We start from the raw sequence: 19,127 nt of genomic DNA, 5'->3' as shown, positions 1-19,127 counted from the left end.
CGGGGCCTGCCTGACCCGCAGGACCCCGTCCCCTGACATCGGAATACCCATCGGCCCCGCCTTGGCGGACCGGAGGAGTCATGCCTGCGCGCCCGTGAACCCGGCGGCAGGCAAACAGAGGAGGTCTGCCCTGCGCTCCCGCACGGCAGGCATGGAGGAAGAAGGAGGAGCCGCCATGGCGGATCAAACCACAAACGCCGCAAAGGCCGCCGAAGCCGACAAGGGCTATTGGGCGGCCAATGTGCGCATCATCATCGTCAGCCTGATAATCTGGGCTGTTGTTTCATTCGGCTTCGGCATTCTGCTGCGCCCGATGCTTGCGGGCATCAAGGTCGGCGGCAGCGATCTGGGCTTCTGGTTCGCCCAGCAAGGCTCGATCCTGGTGTTCCTGGGGCTGATCTTTTTCTACGCGTTCCGGATGAACAAGCTGGACCGCGAATACGGCGTGGAGGAAGAATAAGATGGACCAGTTCACCATTAACCTGCTGTTTGTGGGCGCGTCTTTCGCGCTCTACATCGGCATTGCGATCTGGGCCCGCGCGGGTTCCACATCTGAATTCTATGCCGCCGGCCGGGGTGTTCACCCCGTCACCAACGGCATGGCCACCGCAGCCGACTGGATGTCGGCGGCCTCCTTCATCTCGATGGCGGGCCTCATTGCCTTCACCGGCTATGACAACTCCACCTTCCTGATGGGCTGGACCGGCGGCTACGTGCTGCTGGCACTGCTGCTGGCGCCCTATCTGCGCAAGTTCGGCAAGTTCACCGTGTCCGAGTTCATCGGCGACCGGTTCTACTCCCCGACCGCGCGCGTGGTGGCGGTGATCTGCCTGATCGTGGCCTCGACCACCTACGTGATCGGCCAGATGACCGGCGTCGGCGTGGCCTTCGGCCGCTTCCTCGAGGTCTCCAATACTGCCGGCTTGCTGATCGGCGCCTGTGTGGTCTTCGCCTACGCCGTGTTCGGCGGCATGAAGGGCGTGACCTACACCCAGGTGGCCCAGTACTGCGTCTTGATCATGGCCTACACCATCCCGGCCATCTTCATCTCGCTGCAGCTGACCGGCAACCCGATCCCGGCGCTCGGCCTGTTCGGCGATCACGCCGCTTCGGGTGAGCCGTTGCTGGCCAAGCTGGACGCCATCGTGACCGAGCTCGGCTTCAACGAGTACACCGCGCATCACGCCGACACCTTCAACATGGTGCTGTTCACCCTGTCTCTGATGATCGGCACCGCGGGCCTGCCCCACGTGATCATGCGCTTCTTCACCGTGCCGCGCGTGGCAGATGCCCGCTGGTCGGCTGGCTGGGCGCTGGTGTTCATCGCGCTCCTGTACCTGACCGCACCGGCAGTCGGCGCCATGGCCCGCCTGAACATCACCGAAATGATGTGGCCGAATGGCGGCATCGAAGGCGGCGCCGTGACCGTGCAGCAGATCGAAGAAGATCCCAAGTACGACTGGATGGCGACCTGGCAGCAGACCGGCCTCCTGGGCTGGGAAGACAAGAACGGCGACGGTGCGATCCAGTACTACAACGACCAGAACGCCGATCTGCAGGCCACCGCCGAAGCCAACGGCTGGGCCGGCAATGAGCTGACCAACTTCAACCGCGACATCCTGGTTCTGGCCAATCCTGAGATTGCCAACCTGCCGGGCTGGGTGATCGGCCTGGTGGCCGCAGGCGGCCTGGCGGCTGCTCTGTCCACCGCTGCGGGCCTCTTGCTGGCGATCTCCTCGGCTGTGTCGCACGACCTGATCAAGGGCTCGATCAATCCGAACATCTCGGAGAAAGGCGAGCTGCTGTCGGCCCGTATCGCAATGGCCGTAGCCATCGCGGTGGCAACCTACCTGGGCCTTAACCCGCCGGGCTTTGCGGCACAGACCGTGGCGCTGGCATTCGGCCTGGCCGCTGCCTCGATCTTCCCTGCGCTGATGATGGGCATCTTCACCAAGGTGAACAACAAGGGCGCCGTGGCCGGCATGCTGGCAGGCCTGATCGTGACCCTGGTCTACATCTTCCTGCACAAGGGCTGGCTGTTCATCCCGGACACCAACTCCTTCACCGATGCAGACCCGCTGCTGGGCACTATCAAATCCACCTCCTTCGGTGCGGTTGGCGCAATGGTGAACTTCGCGGTGGCCTTCATCGTCTCCAAATCGACCGAAGCCATCCCGGCCGAGATCGAAGAGCTGGTGGAAAGCGTCCGCATCCCGCGCGGCGCCGGGGCCGCACAGGACCACTGACCTCCCCTGGGCGGGCTGCCCTCCCGGCGGCCCGCCTCTTCCCTCATGGTCCCGTCCGGTGTTTCACTGGCGGGACCATTTTTTCCCGAAGACGCCCGGAACAGCAGTCATTTAAAAACACTAAGGATTGCCCCCGCCCTGGGGGGCCGCTCGGGGGCGATCCGGGCCTGCGGCCCGGGAAAGACAGTTCAAGAGGACACAAGCAAATGCCCATTTCCGAAACTGCGCTTCTCCGCTTCCTGTCCTCGGTGCACCCCTACGACAGCCTGGAACCCGCGTTGCTGAAGGAATTGGCTCCTAAGTTCCGCCAGATCGACGCCACTGCCGGCAATCCCGTCTATGCGCTCAATCAGGAGCTTGACGGCCTTTACCTGGTCCATACCGGCGAGGTGGAAGTCACGGATGAAAACGGCATCCCCGTCTCCATCCTCGGCCCCCGCAACTCCTTCGGAGAGCGCGGCCTGACCCGCGGCGGCCGGGCGGTGACATCTGCCCGAACCACAACGGAAACCATCCTGCTGCTGCTGCCCAAGGCAGACTTTCACACCCTGATGGCAAGCCAGCCGAAAGTGGCGAAATTCTTCGACCGCCGCCGCCCCGGCAGCCGGGACACCACCAGCCTTGCCACCACGCGGGTAGAGACCATCATGGCGCGCGATCCCATCACCTGCTCCAGCGGCCTCACCTGCCAGGGCGCGGCACAGCTGATGCGCGACCGCCGCATCTCTTCGATCTGCGTGACCGACGGGGACCGCTTGCAAGGAATCCTCACCACCCGTGACCTGACCGCGAAAATCCTCGCCGCCGGCAAACCGATCTCGACCCCGGTCAGCACAGTGATGACCCCGGACCCGCTGACCCTGGCGCCCTCCGCCATCGGCTCCGACGTGCTGCATATGATGATGGAGCACGGCATCGGCCACATCCCGGTGGTGGAGGCAGGCAGGCTCGCAGGCATCGTGACCCAAACCGATCTCACCCGGTTCCAGGCCGTCAGCTCCGGCGAGATGGTCTCCAGCATCGCCCGTGCGGGCTCCGCTGAAGAGATGGCCAAGGTCACCGCCGAAATACCCCGCCTGCTGGTGCAGCTGGTGGCAGGCGGCAACCGGCATGAGGTGGTGACGCGGCTGATCACCGACATCGCCGACACCGCGACCCGCCGCCTGCTGGCGCTGGCCGAGGAGCAGCTGGGCGCGCCGCCCGTCCCTTACCTGTGGCTGGCCTGCGGCTCGCAAGGGCGGCGCGAACAGACCGGCGTCTCCGATCAGGACAACTGCCTGATCCTGTCCGGTGACCTGAAGCCGGAAGACAACGCCTACTTCGAACAGCTCGCAGCCTTTGTCTGCGATGGGCTCAACACCTGCGGTTACGTCTATTGCCCCGGAGACATGATGGCCTCCAACCCGCGCTGGCGGCAGCCGTTGAGCGTCTGGCGCGACTATTTCCGCGACTGGATTGCCAAGCCCAGCCCCGAAGCGCAGATGCTGGCCTCGGTGATGTTCGACCTGCGCCCCATCGGCGGCGAGACGGCACTGTTTGCGGACCTGCATCAGAAAACCCTGAAGGCCGCCAGCGCCAATTCGATCTTCACCGCGCATATGACCGCCAATTCGCTGAAGCACACGCCGCCCTTGGGCCTGTTACGCGGGCTGGCCACCATCCGTTCGGGCGAGCACCGCAACACGCTGGACATGAAACACAACGGCGTGGTGCCGGTGGCGGACCTGGGCCGCATCTACGCGCTGCAGGGGCAGCTGGCGGAGGTGAACACCCGCGCCCGGCTGGAAGCGGCAGAGGCAGCGGGCGTGCTCAGCCACAGCGGCGCCCGCGACCTGCTGGACGCCTACGACCTGATTGCCCAGACCCGGCTGGAGCATCAGGCAGCACAGATCCGCAGCGGCCAGACGCCAGACAACTACCTGGGGCCCTCTGACCTGTCGGATTTTGAGCGAAGTCATCTGCGCGACGCGTTTGTTGTTGTAAAGACGATGCAATCGGCAGCGGGGCACGGCAAAGGCATGTTAAGCTGACACCTGCTTTTGCCGCTGGCGCCGGAGCCTCCGGCGGGAGTATTTTGAGAAAGATGAAAAGGCCTGGGGCCTTCGGGGAGATCGGATGTTTCTGGAATTGATTGCGGTGATCTTTGCGGGCATTGCCGCGGCCGGCGTGGTGATGCTCTTGAACCGGACGCTGAAGGGCCGCCTGCCGCGCTGGATGGCGCCGGTGGCAGCAGGGCTGGCGATGATTGGCGTGACCATCGCGTCCGAATACGGCTGGTACAGCCGCACCAAGGCCGCCTTGCCCGAAGGGCTGGCGGTGGCGGAAACCGTTGAGAACCGCAGCCTCTACCGCCCCTGGACGCAAGTGGTGCCTTACGTGGACCGCTTCGCTGCTGTGGATAAAGCCACGATGAAAAGCCACGCCGCGCACCCCCAGGTGTTTCTGGCGGATCTCTACTTCTTCGGCCGCTGGGCCCCTGTCAGCAAAAAGGCGGCGGTGCTGGACTGCGGCAAGTGGCGGCGCGCGCTGGCGGCGGGCACAGCCGCCTTTTCCGGAGACGGGCTGCCCAAGGGGCTGGACTGGATCGCAGCCGAGGCCGATGATGCCATCCTGACCACCGCCTGCGGAGGATAGCCATGCACACACGCCTGTCACTGCGGCTGCGGATCTTCCTGTTCTTCTGCCTGCTGGCATTTGGCGGCATCGCCGTCACCACAGGCGCGCTCTGGGCCGGTTACAGCCGCGCTGGCCAGCCTGCATTGTCGGATGCCTTCATTTTCTCCGGCCTGCTCAGCGCCTTTGCCATCCTCGGCCTCTGCGCCGGTATCTGGCTGCTGTTCGACGAAAACGTCGCTAAACCGATCGAACGGCTGGCAGCAGGCATGCGCGCCCGCGCCCACGCGGGCGTGAGCAAGGAGCTGGATACCCACGGCGCCCGCTACCTGGGCGATCTTGCCGCAGCGGCCCAGGGACTGGCAGGCCAGCTCGGCGCCTCTGCCCTGAACGCCGCAGAGGCTATCGCCCGCGAAACGGAGCATCTGGAAGCCGAGAAAACCCGGCTGGCCGCATTGCTGACCGACATCCCCATCGCCACTGTGATGGCCAGCCCGGCGCATCAGATCGTGCTCTATGACGGCCAGGCCGCCGCGGTGCTGGCACAAGAAGCACCGCCGCGCCTGAACGCCCCGCTGTCTGACTACCTGGACCCGACCGGGCTGGAGGCCGCTTACGGCCGTCTGGTGCGCAGCGGCATGGAGGTTCAGGCCGAGGTGAAAAGCGCCAGCGGAAGCCAGGTGTTCGACCTGCGCCTGAAACCGCTGGGCGGTGCCCCGGGTTATATCATCCTGTTCGAAGGCGCCCATGCGGGCCTCGCACCTGAGGACTCGCGCCCGCTGACCTATGACTTTGCGCTGCTCGAGACGGAGCACGCAGAGCTGGACGGCCGCAAGCTCAGCTCCCTCAGCTATGTGGTGTTCGATACCGAAACTACCGGCCTCCTGCCACACAAGGACGAGATCGTTCAGATCGGCGCCCTGCGGGTGGTGCGCAGCCGGATCATCGAAGGCGAAACCTTCGAGACCCTGGTGAACCCGGGCCGGCCCATCCCGGCAGCCTCGACCAAGGTGCATGGCATCACCGATACCATGGTGCGCGGTCGGCCCGGAATAGCCAGCGCTGCCCGCCATTTCCACCGTTTTGCCTCCGACGCGGTGATCGTGGCCCATAATGCGCCCTTCGACATGGCCTTCCTGCACCGCCATGCCAAACGCACCGGCGTCACCTGGGACCAGCCTGTGCTGGACACGGTGCTGCTGAGCGCGGTGCTGTTCGGCGCGTCGCAGGAACACACGCTGGATGCCTTGTGCGACCGCCTGGATGTCACCATTCCATCTGCCCTGCGCCACACCGCCATGGGCGATGCCCGCGCCACTGCCGAAGTGTTCTGCAAGATGCTGCCGATGCTGGAGGCCCGCGGGCTCAATACCTTTGGCGCGGTGCTCGAGGAAACCCGCCGGCACGGCCGGCTCATTGAGGACATGAACTAGGTAGACAATCGCGGCCATGCATGGCAGGTCACTGCCCGGAACGAACAAAAGGCGCGCGAGATGGCCGACACCAGCTTTATTCCCGGGCCGGACACCGCCCGGGCCTACCGCGATGCGCTCGGCTGCTTTGGCACCGGGGTGACGGTTGTCACCACCCGGACACCGCGCGGCCCGCTGGCCATTACCGTCAACAGCTTCACCTCAGTCTCTCTTGACCCGCCGCTGATGCTGTGGTGCCCGGCCAAGGCCTCGCTGCGCCACGATACCTTTGTTGCGGCTGAGAACTTTGCGATTCATGTGATGGCAGAGGACCAGCTGCCGCTGGCCAAGCACTTTGCCGCCTTCGGCGAGGATTTCTCCGCGGCGGACTGGCAGCCCAACGCGCTGGGCGCACCGGCACTGGACGGGGTGATCGCCCGTTTCGATTGCCGCCACTATGCCGCCCACCCGGCAGGCGACCACACCATTGTCATCGGTGAAGTGGCCCGCGTGACCACACGTCCCGGCAAGGGGCTGATCTTTAAACGCGGCCAGTATGGCGGGTTTCTGGAACAGGGGTGATTGACACCTCGGCAATTGGCAAACCTGTCTCCGCAGGCTGATGCCACGCGGCCGCGGGGTCCTCAGCCGCCCCCTCGCCCGTGTCAGCGGCGTCCATCTTCCCACCGCTTCCCGCCAGCAGATGCGGCAGTACGGCATAGGCTGTCAGGTCCATGCCCGGCGCCATGCTCAGCGCCCGTTGCGGGCAGATCGAGACGCACAATCCGCATTGCGTGCACAGCGATTCCACAAAACTCAGCGCGCCGCCGTTTTCCGTCAGGCTCAGTGCCTCTGACGGGCAGACCCAGACGCAGCTGTTGCAATTGTTGCAAAGGTCTTCATTCAGGCTGACAGAGCCGTAAGGCGCCTGATCCGGCAGATCTGCGTGGCCGGTGCTGGCAGGCAGCAGCGCGGCGGCACTGGCCCGCGCCGTATCCCGGCGGCTGCCTACCGCCAGCACCTCAGGCGCAACTGACGGAAACGGCAGCAGCCGCGCCGACAGCTGCCGGTCCAGTCCGGCCCCACCGTTGAACAGAAGGATCCGGCCCAAACCGCCGAGGGCACGCACCAGTTCCACCTCCAGCCGCTGCAAATCCTGCCCCTGCGGCGCCGAACTGGCCTGCAGGCAGATCACATCAAAGCCAGAAGCCAGCGCATGCAGCAGATCGGCATGGGTGATCTTTTCCAGTTTGCAAACCGAAACCGACGCGATATCGCTGTGCCCTGCACCGGCCTCTTCCAGTCCAGGCGGCTCAAGCTCATACAGCACCAGGACCTGCGCCCGGCCTGTTGCCAGTTTTCGCCCATGCGCCTTCTGGCACAATGCCATCAGAGGCAAGGCGCTGCTCCGGCAGGCCACATCACGCAGGGCGAACCGCCCTTTGACCGCGTACTTGGACCGGCACTCGGCGGCTTCAGACCGGGAACAAAGACACAAATGCTGCGGCGCTTTGCCAGCAGGCCTCACCCGTTCAGAGATACGTCCGCACATCTCTCCCATGAGATTAGGATAACACAAACAAAAACAACCTCAGGATGTTTTTCCATCGAGCTGCAATTTTGTTGCAAATTTAACCAATCCAGAAGCAATGAATGGAAAACCCCGCCGGAACAGGTCCGGCGGGGCTGGCAGTATCTGTCTGCTGCTGCGGTTTACTTCAGAGCCGCATCGGTAATGGCATGGGTCCAGGCGCCCTCCGGCTCCTTGGTGATCACCGGATCAGAGCCGCCGCCCATCAGGGTCGACACGGTGCGCTGGTAGTCCGCTTCGTCCAGCGCGCCGTTGCTGCCCGCGGTCAGCTTGGCAATCTCGCCCATCATCCGCTTCTGGTGGGTTTCGGTCTGGGCACCGGAGGCGTCATTGTCCAGCACGATCTCTGCCGCCTCGTCCGGGTTCTCCTCGGCGTATTTCCAGCCCTTCATCGACGCCCGGACAAAACGCTCCATCTTGCCGGCAAAGGCCTCGTCGTTCAGGTTCTCCTCCAGCACGTACAAACCGTCTTCCAGCGTCGCCACGCCCTGATCCTCGTACTTGAAGGTGATCAGCTCATCCGGCGACACACCCGCGTCAATGACCTGCCAGTATTCATTATAGGTCATGGTCGAGATGCAGTCCGCCTGGCGCTGCAGCAGCGGATCGACGTTGAAACCCTGCTTCAGAACTTCCACACCGTTCTCGCTCTTACCCTCGGTGGAGATGCCCAGCTGGCTCATCCAGCTCATGAACGGGAACTCATTACCGAAGAACCAGACCCCCAGGGTGCGGTTCGCCAGATCGGCTGGTTCGGCAATGCCGGTGTCCTTCCAGCAGGTCAGCATCATGCCGGAGGATTTGAACGGCTGCGCGATATTGACCAGCGGCAGGCCCTTTTCACGTGCGGCCAGCGCCGCAGGCATCCATTCCACCGTCACATCAGCACCGCCGCCGGCAATCACCTGGGTCGGCGCAATATCGGGGCCGCCCGGAAGGATGGTGACATTCAGGTCCTCTTCTTCATAGAACCCCTTGTCCAGCGCCACGTAATAGCCCGCGAACTGCGCCTGGGTCACCCACTTCAGCTGCAGCGTGACGTCATCCGCCGCCTGCGCCGCCCCTGCGGCGCCCATCATCAGCGCTGCCGCTGTCATCAGATGTTTCATGTCTCGTTCTCCCTGTTGATTATGATGTGAAGCTTGCCCGGGTTTGACCATTCGTTCAAAGTTTTTTCTTTATGAGGCCAGCCTTTGACGGCACCCCGCGCAAGATTTCCGCAAAAAACCGCCCCGCAATCAGCGGGACGGTTCAACTTTCAGCCCCGCTGTGAAGGGTGCCAGAAGGTAAAACTCTTCTCGATCAGCGCAACCAGCCCGTAGAAGGCCGACCCGGCCAGCGCCGCCACCACGATTTCCGCCCAGACCATGTCCAGCGCCAGCTGTCCGACGCTGGTGGAAATGCGGAAGCCCATGCCGACGGTGGGCGAGCCAAAGAACTCCGCCACAATCGCGCCAATAAGCGCCAGCGTGGTTGAGATCTTGAGCCCGTTAAACACAAACGGCAGCGCCGCCGGCAGCCGCAGCTTGAAGAAGCTCTGCCAGTATCCAGCCGCATAGGTCTGCATCAGGTCGCGCTGCATCTGGTCGGTTTCACGCAACCCCGCCACGGTGTTCACCAGCATAGGAAAGAACACCATGACCACAACCACCGCAGCCTTTGAATGCCAGTCAAACCCGAACCACATCACTAGGATCGGCGCGGTGCCGACAATCGGCAGCGCAGCAACGAAATTCCCGACCGGCAAGAGGCCCCGGCGCAGGAAATCGCTGCGGTCCACCAGGATCGCAGTCAGGAAAGCCGCGCCGCAACCGATCAGGTAACCGCCAAGCGCGCCCTTCAGGATCGTCTGGGCAAAATCCTCCCACAGGATCGGCAGACTGGAGGCAAAGCGCGCCGCAATGACCGTCGGCGCCGGCAGGATCACCAGCGACACCGCCAGCCCCCTGACCAGCAGTTCCCAGACCACCAGAACGGTGATGCCGAAGATGGCCGGCACCAGCAGCTGCACCGCGCGGGTTTTCGATGCCGGGCTGTTTGCCAGCCGGCTGTTCAGCCACCAGCCCGAACACCAGACAAGGATTGCAAGGATCACCAGTATCATGCCCGTACCCCCATCCGGTTCAAGACAACCTTCTCGATCAGGCCCAGCAGCGCCACCAGCGCCGCCGCCAGGATCGCCGCGGCAAACAGCGCCGACCAGATCTGCACGGTCTGCCCGTAATAGCTGCCCGCCAAGAGCCTTGCGCCAAGGCCCGCAACCGCACCGGTCGGCAGCTCACCCACGATGGCCCCCACCAGCGAGGCGGCAATGCCGATCTTCAGCGACGCAAACAGATAAGGCATCGAGGACGGCAGCCGCAGCTTCCAGAACCCCTGGTTCGTGTTGGCGTTGTAGGTTTTCAGCAGATCCAACTGCATCGCATCCGGTGCCCGAAGGCCCTTCACCATGCCGACAACAACCGGGAAGAAGCTGAGGTAGGCTGAGATCACTGCCTTGGGGATGATCCCCTGCACCCCGATGGAGTAAAGCACCACGATGATCATCGGCGCCAGTGCGATGATCGGGATGGTCTGACTGACAATCGCCCAGGGCATCACCGACATATCCATGACGCGGGAATGCACAATCCCAACCGCCAGCAGAATGCCAAGCCCGGTGCCGATGGCAAAGCCCAGGAGCGTTGCCGACAGAGTCACCTGCCCGTGATAGATCAGGCTGCGTTTGGAGGTGATTTTCTTCTCCACCGTGGTCTCCCACAGCTCCACCGCGACCTGATGCGGCGCGGGCAGCCGCGGGCGCTCCTGCACCCAGGTGTCGGCGATGGCAAATGTGTTGTTCACCACCAGCCCGATCTCACCCCTGTCCCGGCGTTCCTTGGCGGTTGCCGGGGTGACTTCAACCCCTGCCCGTTCGGCAGCATCCAGCACGCCCTTGATGTTCATCGGCACGCAGGCCGCGTACCAGAAGGCGATGATTGCGGCTAGCACGGTGAGGACGGCAACAAGGCTTTTCATGACTCCGCCCTCCCCGTTTGTCTGCCGTCCGGTGCACAGGGGGTGCACAGGGGGTGCACGCGTGTCACCCCCCAATTCCGGCGGGTCCGGCTGGCCAACTCAGTCATCGCCATGCCCCGCCCGCAGGCCCTCGCGCACCCGGTGGGCGATCTCGATGAACTCCGGGCTGTCGCGGATATCCAGCGGCCGCTCCTTGGGCAGCGTGCTGTCAATCACGTCATGAATCCGTCCCGGCCGCGGCGACATCACCACGATCTTGGTGGACAGATACACCGCCTCAGGGATCGAGTGGGTGACAAAGCCGATGGTCTTGTTGGTCCGTGCCCACAGCTTCAGCAGCTGCTCGTTCAGATGGTCGCGCACGATCTCATCCAGCGCCCCGAAGGGCTCGTCCATCAGCAGGATGTCGGCATCAAACGCCAACGCCCGCGCGATGGAGGCGCGCTGCTGCATCCCGCCGGACAGCTGCCAGGGGAACTTGCCGCCAAATCCTGATAATTCAACAAGTTCCAGGACCTGGTTGACGCGCTTCTCCTGCTCGGCCTTGGAATATCCCATGATCTCCAGCGGCAGTTTGATGTTCTTGGCAATGGTGCGCCAGGGGTACAGACCCGCGGCTTGGAACACATAGCCATAGGCCCGGTTACGCCGTGCCTCATCCGGCGTCATGCCATTCACGGACAGGCTGCCTCCGGTGGGTGTTTCCAGCGCCGCGATACAGCGCAGGAAGGTGGTCTTGCCGCAGCCGGAGGGGCCGATGAAGGAGACAAAGTCGCCCTTCTTGATCTCCAGGCTCACATCCTTCAGCGCGTGCACCGGTCCGTCGTTGGTCTGGAATGTCAGGTCCAGGTTCCGGGCCTCGATCACGCAATTCGCAGGAACTGTAGCGGAAGCGGCGGCCTCGGGATGGATAGCCTGGGTGGTCGTTTCCATATTCATATCTTCGCCTTGATTTCACACAGGAAAACGGGCCGCCACTACTGGCAGCCCGTTCCTGATTTACACGCCTGTCGCCGGGATGCCGGTGCGCTCCACCGGACGCGGCGCGGTCAGCTCTTTCCAGGTCGACAGCGCCTTGTTCACCGTGGTGTTGGCCTCCCGCGAGACGAACTTGCCGTGGCCCTCCTGGCAGCGGATCTCACCGTCATGCACCGCCACATGGCCGCGGGTCAGGGTAAAGCGCGGCAGGCCTTTCACCTCATGGCCCTCGAACACATTGTAGTCGATCGAGGATTGCTGAGTTCCGGCCGAAATCGTCTTGCGTTTTTCCGGATCCCAGACCACCAGATCGGCATCCGCGCCAACCAGAACCGCACCCTTTTTCGGGTAACAATTCAATATCTTGGCGATATTTGTCGAAGTGACCGCCACAAATTCATTCGGCGTGATCCGGCCTGTTTCCACACCGTGGGTCCACAGCATCGGCATCCGGTCCTCCAGGCCGCCGGTGCCGTTCGGAATCTTGGTGAAATCGCCAACCCCATAACGCTTTTGCTCGGTGGTAAAGGCGCAGTGGTCCGTTGCCACCACAGACAGCGAGCCCGACTGCAAACCGGCCCAAAGGCTGTCCTGATGTTGCTTGTTGCGGAACGGCGGCGACATCACCCGGCGGGCGGCGTGGTCCCAGTCCTTGTTGAAGTATTCGCTCTCATCCAGTGTCAGATGCTGGATCAGCGGCTCCCCCCAGACCCGCTTGCCCTGCATCCGGGCGCGGCGGATGGCCTCGTGGCTGTCCTCGCAGGAGGTATGTACCACATAGAGCGGCACGCCTGCCATATCGGCGATCATGATGGCGCGATTGGTCGCCTCACCCTCCACCTGCGGCGGGCGGGAATAGGCGTGTGCTTCAGGGCCATTATTACCTTGTGCCAAGAGCTTAGCGGACAGTTCTGCCACCACGTCGCCGTTTTCAGCATGCACCATAGCGATGCCGCCCAGCTCCGCCAGCCGCTGGAAAGAGGCGTAGAGCTCATCATCATTCACCATCAGCGCCCCCTTGTAGGCCATGAAGTGCTTGAAGGTGTTAATGCCGCGCTCCTGGATCACGGTCTTGATGTCGTCAAAGACCTGCTCGCCCCACCAGGTGACTGCCATGTGGAAAGAGTAATCGCAGTTGGCGCGGGTCGATTTGTTGTCCCAGCGCTTCAGCGCGTCCAGCAGGCTCTCACCCGGATTGGGCAGTGCAAAATCCACTACCATGGTGGTGCCGCCCGCCAGCCCGGCGCGGGTGCCGCTCTCGAAATCGTCCGAGCTGTAGGTGCCCATGAAGGGCATCTCCAAGTGGGTGTGCGGATCAATCCCGCCCGGCATCACATAACAGCCGGTGGCGTCCAGTTCTTCATCGCCTTTCAGGTTCGGGCCGATCTGGGTAATCACCCCGTTTTCGATCAGCACATCGGACTTGTAGGTCAGATCGGCGGTCACGATGGTGCCGTTCCGGATGACTTTACTCATGGTTACAACTCCCTGAATCGGGGCGTATTTTAACGCCTCCACTTGTCTCTTCCGCTGTCTGGCGCAGCTTCTCATTCATCTTGCCGGAAATACTCCGGTGGAGCGGCCCTAGGGGCCGCGGGGGCAGCGCCCCTATTCAACGATCTCCGCTGTCTCGACCACCGCATGGAACAGAACATTGGCGCCCGCCTCGGCCCATTCCTTGCTGATTTCCTCGGCCTCGTTGTGGCTGAGCCCGTCAACGCAAGGGCACATCACCATCGCGGTGGGCGCCACCCTATTGATCCAGCAGGCGTCGTGACCGGCGCCGGAGATGATATCGAGATGCGAATAGCCCAGCCGGTCTGCCGCGCTGCGCACTGCGCTGACACAGCCCTCGTCAAAGGCCACAGGGTCGAAGCCGCCGACCTTCTCGAATGCGATCTCCACCCCCATCTTCTCAGCGATCTTGGAACCCTGCTCGCGCAGGCGGTTTTCCATGTCGGTGATCACATCCAGCTCCGGGCTGCGGAAGTCGACGGTAAAGACCACCTTGCCCGGAATCACGTTGCGTGAGTTAGGGTAGACGTCGATATGGCCCGCGGCACCAACCGCATGGGGCGCGTGGCTCCAGGCGATCTCGTCCACCTGCTCCAGGATACGCGCCATCGCAAGGCCCGCATTGCGGCGCATCGGCATCGGGGTGGAGCCGGTATGGGCATCCTTGCCGGTGATCGTCACCTGCGTCCAGCTGAGGCCCTGGCCGTGGGTCACCACGCCAATGTCCTTGCCCTCGGCCTCCAGGATCGGACCCTGCTCGATGTGCAGTTCAAAGAAGGCATGCATCTTGCGGGCGCCGGTCTCCTCCTCGCCGCGCCAGCCGATACGCTTCAGCTCATCGCCGAACTTCTTCCCCTCCGCGTCTTCACGCTCATATGCCCAGTCCTGGGTGTGAATGCCTGCAAAAACACCCGAAGACAGCATCGCAGGCGCGTAGCGTGTGCCTTCCTCATTGGTGAAGTTGGTGGCTACAATCGGATGCTTAGTTTTGATGTTCATATCGTTGAGCGAGCGGATCAATTCCAGCCCCGCCAACACCCCCAGCACGCCATCGTACTTACCGCCGGTCGGCTGGGTATCCAGATGCGAACCAACATAAACCGGCAGCGCGTCGGGGTCGGTGCCCGCGCGCACCGCAAACATGTTGCCCATCTGGTCCAGCCCCATGGTGCAGCCGGCGTCTTCGAACCATTTCTGAAACAGCGCACGGCCTTCGCCGTCTTCATCGGTCAGCGTCTGACGGTTGTTGCCGCCCGCCACGCCAGGCCCAATCTTGGCCATCTCCATCAGGCTGTCCCACAGCCTGTCACCATCAATTTTCAGATTCTGTCCAAGCGACGTCATCAAGAGCTTCCTTCCCTGTGCGCCCGTCTTTGCAGGCTTTCCGGCTTGGCGCCGTGTTAGGTGGCTTATGCGTGCTGGTCTCATCAACGCTCAGTCTGTTGCGTGCCGAGCCTTGATTTGACCAACTGGTCAAACTCACGCTATCACGGGTTCACCACCAGTCAAGAAATTGCCGCGTGGCACTTGAAAAAATCGGTGCTTTTGCCGGAAATAGGTGAAATTCCGCGCGTCCCCTGGCGGCTGCGGCAAAAACAGACAAGGACGGACATGCCCGCAGACCGCGCGCCCACCCGCATTCAGAGAAAGAATCGCGCCGCCATTCTGGAGGCCGCGCTGGATGTTTTCTCCAGCCACGGCTTCCGCGGCTCCACCGTGGACCAGATCGCCAAGGCAGCTGGGCTCAGTAAGCCGAACCTGCTCTATTACTTCCCCTCCAAGGAAGCTATTTTCAACGAGCTGATGGCAGGGCTGCTGGACACCTGGCTGGACCCGCTGCGTGCGCTGGACCCGGAGGGGGAACCTCTCGAAGAAATCCTCGCCTATGTGCAGCGAAAGCTGCAGATGAGCCGCGATTTCCCGCGGGAAAGCCGGCTGTATGCCAATGAAATCGTTCAGGGCGCGCCTAGGCTGCATGACGTGATCGCGGCGGATTTGAATGTCCTAGTCGAGGAAAAGGCGCAACTGCTGCAGGGGTGGATGGATGCAGGCCGGATCAACCGCGCGCACCCTAAGCATCTCTTGTTTTCGATCTGGTCGCTTACCCAGCATTATGCGGATTTTGACGCCCAGGTCCGGACCTTGATGGGGGACGAAGACCCTTTTGACGCCGCGCCGCAGTACCTGGAAACCCTGTACCGTCGCATGCTTACGCCGAAAAGCTGAAGCAACCGACCGCAGCAATTCCGCTGGACAGCCTACCTGCCTGCGCCGGAACCAATTCCAACAAAAAACCCCGGCCAAAAAGCCGGGGCGCAAAGTCAACGGGGAGACAGCGCGCCCGCTTGGGCGCGTTTCAGTTATTCCGCAGCTGTTGCCGACGGATTGTTCGGATGCGTGGTCCAGTTCGCATAGTCGCCTGAAACCACCTCACCAGTGCGCTCGTCGATCTGGCCAGCGGGAACCTCGACCATTGTGATGCAATTTTCGACCGGGCAGACGTTCACACAGAGGTTGCAGGCGACGCATTCGTCGTCCTTCACCGTGAACACCCGGTCCTCGCTCATCGCAATCGCCTGGTGCGAAGTGTCCTCGCACGCCGCATAGCAGCGGCCGCATTTGATGCAATCGTCCTGGCTGATCTTGGCCTTGGTCACATAGTTCAGGTCCAGATACTGCCAGTCGGTCACATTCGGAACCGCCATGCCGATGAAGTCCTGGGTGGAGGTGTAGCCCTTCTCGTCCATCCAAGTGGACAGGCCCGAGATCATTTCCTTCACCACGTTGAAGCCATAGGTCATCGCCGCAGTGCAGACCTGCACGTTGCCGGCCCCCATTGCCATGAATTCCGCCGCGTCGCGCCAAGTGGTGACGCCGCCGATGGCCGATATCGGCAGGCCGCGGGTCTGCGGGTCGCGGGCAATTTCCGCCACCATGTTCAGCGCAATCGGCTTCACCGCCGGGCCGCAATAGCCGCCATGGGTGCCCTTGCCGCCGATGGTCGGCTCCGGCGCCATGCTGTCGAGATCCACCGAGGTGATCGAGTTGATGGTGTTGATCAGGCTGACCGCATCTGCATTGCCCGCATTGGCCGCGCGGGCCGGGTTGCGGATGTCTGTGATATTCGGCGTCAGCTTCACGATCACCGGCTTGGAGTAGTATTTCTTGCACCACTCGGTGACCATCTGGATGTATTCCGGCACCTGCCCCACGGCGGAGCCCATGCCGCGCTCGGCCATGCCATGCGGGCAGCCGAAGTTCAGCTCGATCCCGTCGGCGCCGGTTGCCTCAACCTGCGGCAGGATGTCTTTCCAGGCCTGCTCCTCGCAGGGCACCATGATCGACACGATCACGGCGCGGTCCGGGTAGTCCTTCTTGACGCGGGTGATTTCCTCCAAGTTGGTCTGCAGCGGCCGGTCGGTGATCAACTCGATGTTGTTAAGACCCAGAAGGCGGCGGTCGGCGCCCCAGATTGCGCCGTATCGCGGGCCGTTCACATTGACCACCGGCGGGCCTTCGGAACCAAGGGTCTTCCAGACCACGCCGCCCCATCCGGCCTCAAAGGCGCGGCGGACGTTGTATTCCTTGTCGGTCGGCGGCGCGGAAGCCAGCCAGAACGGGTTGGGGGATTTAATCCCCAGAAATTCTGTTGTCAGATCAGCCATTTGATCTCTCCTCTTAAGGCTAGCTTGGATGCAGAAGAACTGCACCCGAACTGGCTCAGCCCATCAGGCTGGAGTGAATGTCCATTGCAGCATCGCGGCCCTCGGCCACGGCGGTCACGGTGAGGTCCTCGCCGCCAGAGGCGCAGTCGCCTCCGGCCCAGACACCGGCCATCGAGGTGCGGCCCGTGTCACTGACCTTGATTTTGCGGCCCTCTAGCTCCAGCGCATCGGGCTGGCCTGCCAGCGTCTGCCCGATCGCCTTGAACACCTGGTCCGCGGCCAAACGCACGGTCTCGCCGGTGCCAGACACCTTGCCGTCTGCGACCTGAGTATACTCCAGTTCGATCTCTGCCGCCGACCCGTTGCCAAGCACCGCTTTGGGCATGACGTTGAACATCAGCTTGACGCCTTTGGAGGCTGCCAGATCCTGCTCAAAGCGGCTCGCGCCCATTTCCTCACGGCTGCGGCGGTAGGCGATGGTCACGTTTTCGGCACCCAGCAGCTTGGACTGCACCGCGGCGTCCACTGCCGTCATGCCACCGCCGATCACCACCACATTGCGGCCCACCGGCAGCGCCGTCAGATCTTCGGCCTGGCGCAATTCGGCGATGAACTCCACCGCGTCGCGCACGCCGTCCTTGTCCTCGCCCGGCGCACGCAAGGCGTTGACGCCGGCCAGGCCGATGGACAGGAACACCGCGTCATAGCCGGAAGTCAGCCCGTCCAGCGACAGTTCCGCGCCCAGCTTCTTGCCATAATCCATTGTGATGCCGCCGATTTGCAGCAGCCAGTCAACCTCGCGCGCGGCAAAATCATTGGTCGATTTATAGGCGGCGATACCGAATTCATTGAGGCCGCCCGCCTTGGACTTGGCATCGTAGACCACCACATCGTGGCCCAGCATCGCCAGACGGTGCGCGGCGGCCAGGCCCGCGGGACCGGCGCCAACCACGGCAACTTTTTTGCCGGTGGAGGCCGCACGGGTGAAGGGATGCGCCCCCTTTTCCATCAGCGTGTCGGTGGCATAACGCTGCAGGCGGCCGATCTCGACCGGCTTGCCCTCGGCGGTTTCGCGCACGCAAGCCTCTTCGCAGAGCGTTTCTGTCGGACAGACCCGGGCGCACATGCCGCCGAGAATGTTCTGCTCCAGAATGGTCCTGGCCGCGCTTTCGGGGTGGCCTGCCTGGATCTCCCGGATGAACTGGGGAATGTCGATGCTGGTCGGACAGGCTGTCATGCAGGGCGCATCATAGCAGAAATAGCAGCGGTCCGCCGCCACGGCTGCTTCATGCGCGTCATAGGCTGGATGCAGGTCCGAGAAATTCTCGGCAATGCCGGCAGCGTCAAGCCGCGCTGCCTGAATACCGGATGCCTGATGGCTGGTCGCCATTGGGTGTCTCCCTGATTTTCTGTTGTTCTTGATATCAGAGTGCCACAGTCTGATTTTTTATCAACTGGTAAAATTTTGCCGCGGGCAAAAAAAATGCCGCTCCCGGAGGAACGGCACGCAACAGATTGAAAAAGCGAGATTATGCCGGAACTGTTTTCGGCTGGATTGCGCCTGCGCCCCATTCAAGACGCGCCGAAACTTCGGCTTTCACCCCAAAATGGCATCTTTGGTCTGGCCCTATGGCAGCAATTCAGCACCTTGAAAGCACTGTCCCGGCTCCCTGCAAAGTCTTAGGATGGCAGCACTGCAGTGGCCTCGATTTCAACCTTGGCCTCATCCTCAACCAAGGCTGAAACCACCACCATGGTCATGGCCGGGAAGTGATAGCCCATCACCGCACGGTAGGCTTTCCCGACCTCCGCCTGGTGGGCCAGGTACTCTTCCTTGTCCGTCACATACCAGGTGAGCCTGGTGATATCTTCAGCTTTGCCGCCTGCCGTTTGGACGACTTCCAGAATGTTGCGCAGCGCCTGGCTCATTTGCCCGATGAAGTCCCGAGCTTCAAACACCTGCTCCGCGGTCCAGCCGATCTGGCCGCCGACAAACAACTGCCGGCCTTCTGCCGCCATGCCATTGGCATAGCCTTTTGCGGGCTTCCACCCTTCGGGATGCACGCTGATGGCCGGCATGGCGGGACTC

At 62.8% G+C, this 19,127-nt stretch carries 17 protein-coding genes; 7 read left to right on the top strand and 10 right to left on the bottom strand.

Translation table 11 applies throughout. From position 1 onward, the window contains the following. The first annotated feature begins 175 nt into the window (after window positions 1-175). The 6 genes from A9D60_RS04185 (at window position 176) to A9D60_RS04160 (ending at window position 6,853) form a co-directional block, all read left to right on the top strand. A complete protein-coding gene (locus A9D60_RS04185) occupies window positions 176-460 on the top strand; it encodes a DUF4212 domain-containing protein (protein WP_065266441.1) in 285 nt (94 codons plus the stop codon). A 1-nt stretch (window position 461) separates the two neighbouring features. Continuing rightward, entirely contained in the window at window positions 462-2,246 is a 1,785-nt protein-coding gene (locus tag A9D60_RS04180) for a sodium:solute symporter family protein (protein ID WP_065266440.1), read from the top strand. A gap of 206 nt (window positions 2,247-2,452) precedes the next feature. Beyond that, the gene (locus A9D60_RS04175) at window positions 2,453-4,276 is read left to right on the top strand and encodes a DUF294 nucleotidyltransferase-like domain-containing protein (RefSeq protein ID WP_065266439.1); all 1,824 of its coding nucleotides are present in this window, start codon (window positions 2,453-2,455) and stop codon (window positions 4,274-4,276) included. Between the two features lie 85 nt (window positions 4,277-4,361). Further along, window positions 4,362-4,880, top strand: a complete 519-nt coding sequence (locus A9D60_RS04170) for a hypothetical protein (RefSeq protein WP_065266438.1) — start codon at window positions 4,362-4,364, stop codon at window positions 4,878-4,880. Between the two features lie 2 nt (window positions 4,881-4,882). Next, window positions 4,883-6,292: a 3'-5' exonuclease gene (locus A9D60_RS04165; protein WP_065266437.1), complete on the top strand. Its 1,410-nt coding sequence runs from the start codon at window positions 4,883-4,885 to the stop codon at window positions 6,290-6,292. Between the two features lie 60 nt (window positions 6,293-6,352). Then, complete coding sequence (locus tag A9D60_RS04160; protein ID WP_065266436.1) at window positions 6,353-6,853, top strand: flavin reductase family protein; 501 nt, start codon at window positions 6,353-6,355, stop codon at window positions 6,851-6,853. On the opposite strand, the gene A9D60_RS04155 is transcribed toward A9D60_RS04160, so the two are convergent. The 7 genes from A9D60_RS04155 to A9D60_RS04125 all read right to left on the bottom strand — a co-directional run bounded on the left by A9D60_RS04155 (window position 6,813) and on the right by A9D60_RS04125 (window position 14,717). Continuing rightward, complete coding sequence (locus A9D60_RS04155; RefSeq protein ID WP_254656624.1) at window positions 6,813-7,661, bottom strand: ATP-binding protein; 849 nt, start codon at window positions 7,659-7,661, stop codon at window positions 6,813-6,815. The two genes, A9D60_RS04160 and A9D60_RS04155, sit on opposite strands and share 41 nt — an antisense overlap. A gap of 323 nt (window positions 7,662-7,984) precedes the next feature. Continuing rightward, complete coding sequence (locus A9D60_RS04150; RefSeq protein ID WP_065266434.1) at window positions 7,985-8,971, bottom strand: ABC transporter substrate-binding protein; 987 nt, start codon at window positions 8,969-8,971, stop codon at window positions 7,985-7,987. Between the two features lie 149 nt (window positions 8,972-9,120). Continuing rightward, a complete protein-coding gene (locus tag A9D60_RS04145) occupies window positions 9,121-9,966 on the bottom strand; it encodes an ABC transporter permease (RefSeq protein WP_065266433.1) in 846 nt (281 codons plus the stop codon). Then, the gene (locus A9D60_RS04140; RefSeq protein ID WP_065266432.1) at window positions 9,963-10,880 is read right to left on the bottom strand and encodes an ABC transporter permease; all 918 of its coding nucleotides are present in this window, start codon (window positions 10,878-10,880) and stop codon (window positions 9,963-9,965) included. Before A9D60_RS04140 ends, A9D60_RS04145 begins: the two co-directional genes overlap by 4 nt. 99 nt (window positions 10,881-10,979) lie before the next feature. Next, window positions 10,980-11,819, bottom strand: coding sequence for an ABC transporter ATP-binding protein (locus tag A9D60_RS04135; protein WP_065266431.1), 840 nt, complete (start codon window positions 11,817-11,819; stop codon window positions 10,980-10,982). A 60-nt stretch (window positions 11,820-11,879) separates the two neighbouring features. Further along, entirely contained in the window at window positions 11,880-13,334 is a 1,455-nt protein-coding gene (hydA, locus tag A9D60_RS04130; protein WP_065266430.1) for a dihydropyrimidinase, read from the bottom strand. Window positions 13,335-13,466: 132 nt separating this feature from the next. Beyond that, on the bottom strand, window positions 13,467-14,717 hold the full coding sequence (locus A9D60_RS04125; RefSeq protein ID WP_065266429.1) for a Zn-dependent hydrolase: 1,251 nt from the start codon (window positions 14,715-14,717) through the stop codon (window positions 13,467-13,469). 267 nt (window positions 14,718-14,984) lie between these two features. On the opposite strand from A9D60_RS04125, the gene A9D60_RS04120 reads away from it, so the two are divergent. Beyond that, complete coding sequence (locus A9D60_RS04120) at window positions 14,985-15,599, top strand: TetR family transcriptional regulator C-terminal domain-containing protein (protein ID WP_065266428.1); 615 nt, start codon at window positions 14,985-14,987, stop codon at window positions 15,597-15,599. A 134-nt stretch (window positions 15,600-15,733) separates the two neighbouring features. On the opposite strand, the gene preA is transcribed toward A9D60_RS04120, so the two are convergent. From preA to A9D60_RS04105, 3 genes are all read right to left on the bottom strand, one after another. Beyond that, window positions 15,734-17,038: an NAD-dependent dihydropyrimidine dehydrogenase subunit PreA gene (preA, locus tag A9D60_RS04115; RefSeq protein ID WP_065266427.1), complete on the bottom strand. Its 1,305-nt coding sequence runs from the start codon at window positions 17,036-17,038 to the stop codon at window positions 15,734-15,736. Between the two features lie 55 nt (window positions 17,039-17,093). Then, window positions 17,094-18,428 (bottom strand): NAD(P)-dependent oxidoreductase, encoded by a 1,335-nt coding sequence (locus A9D60_RS04110; RefSeq protein ID WP_065266426.1) that lies wholly within the window; start codon window positions 18,426-18,428, stop codon window positions 17,094-17,096. Between the two features lie 290 nt (window positions 18,429-18,718). Next, window positions 18,719-19,117, bottom strand: a complete 399-nt coding sequence (locus tag A9D60_RS04105) for a RidA family protein (protein WP_065266425.1) — start codon at window positions 19,115-19,117, stop codon at window positions 18,719-18,721. Between the last annotated feature and the right edge of the window lie 10 nt (window positions 19,118-19,127).

The organism is Leisingera sp. JC1 (genome assembly GCF_001679925.1).
Classification (GTDB): Bacteria; Pseudomonadota; Alphaproteobacteria; order Rhodobacterales; family Rhodobacteraceae; genus Leisingera.
The sequence above is the reverse complement of the archived record's forward strand: the minus strand, read 5'-3'. Positions and strand labels throughout refer to the sequence as shown.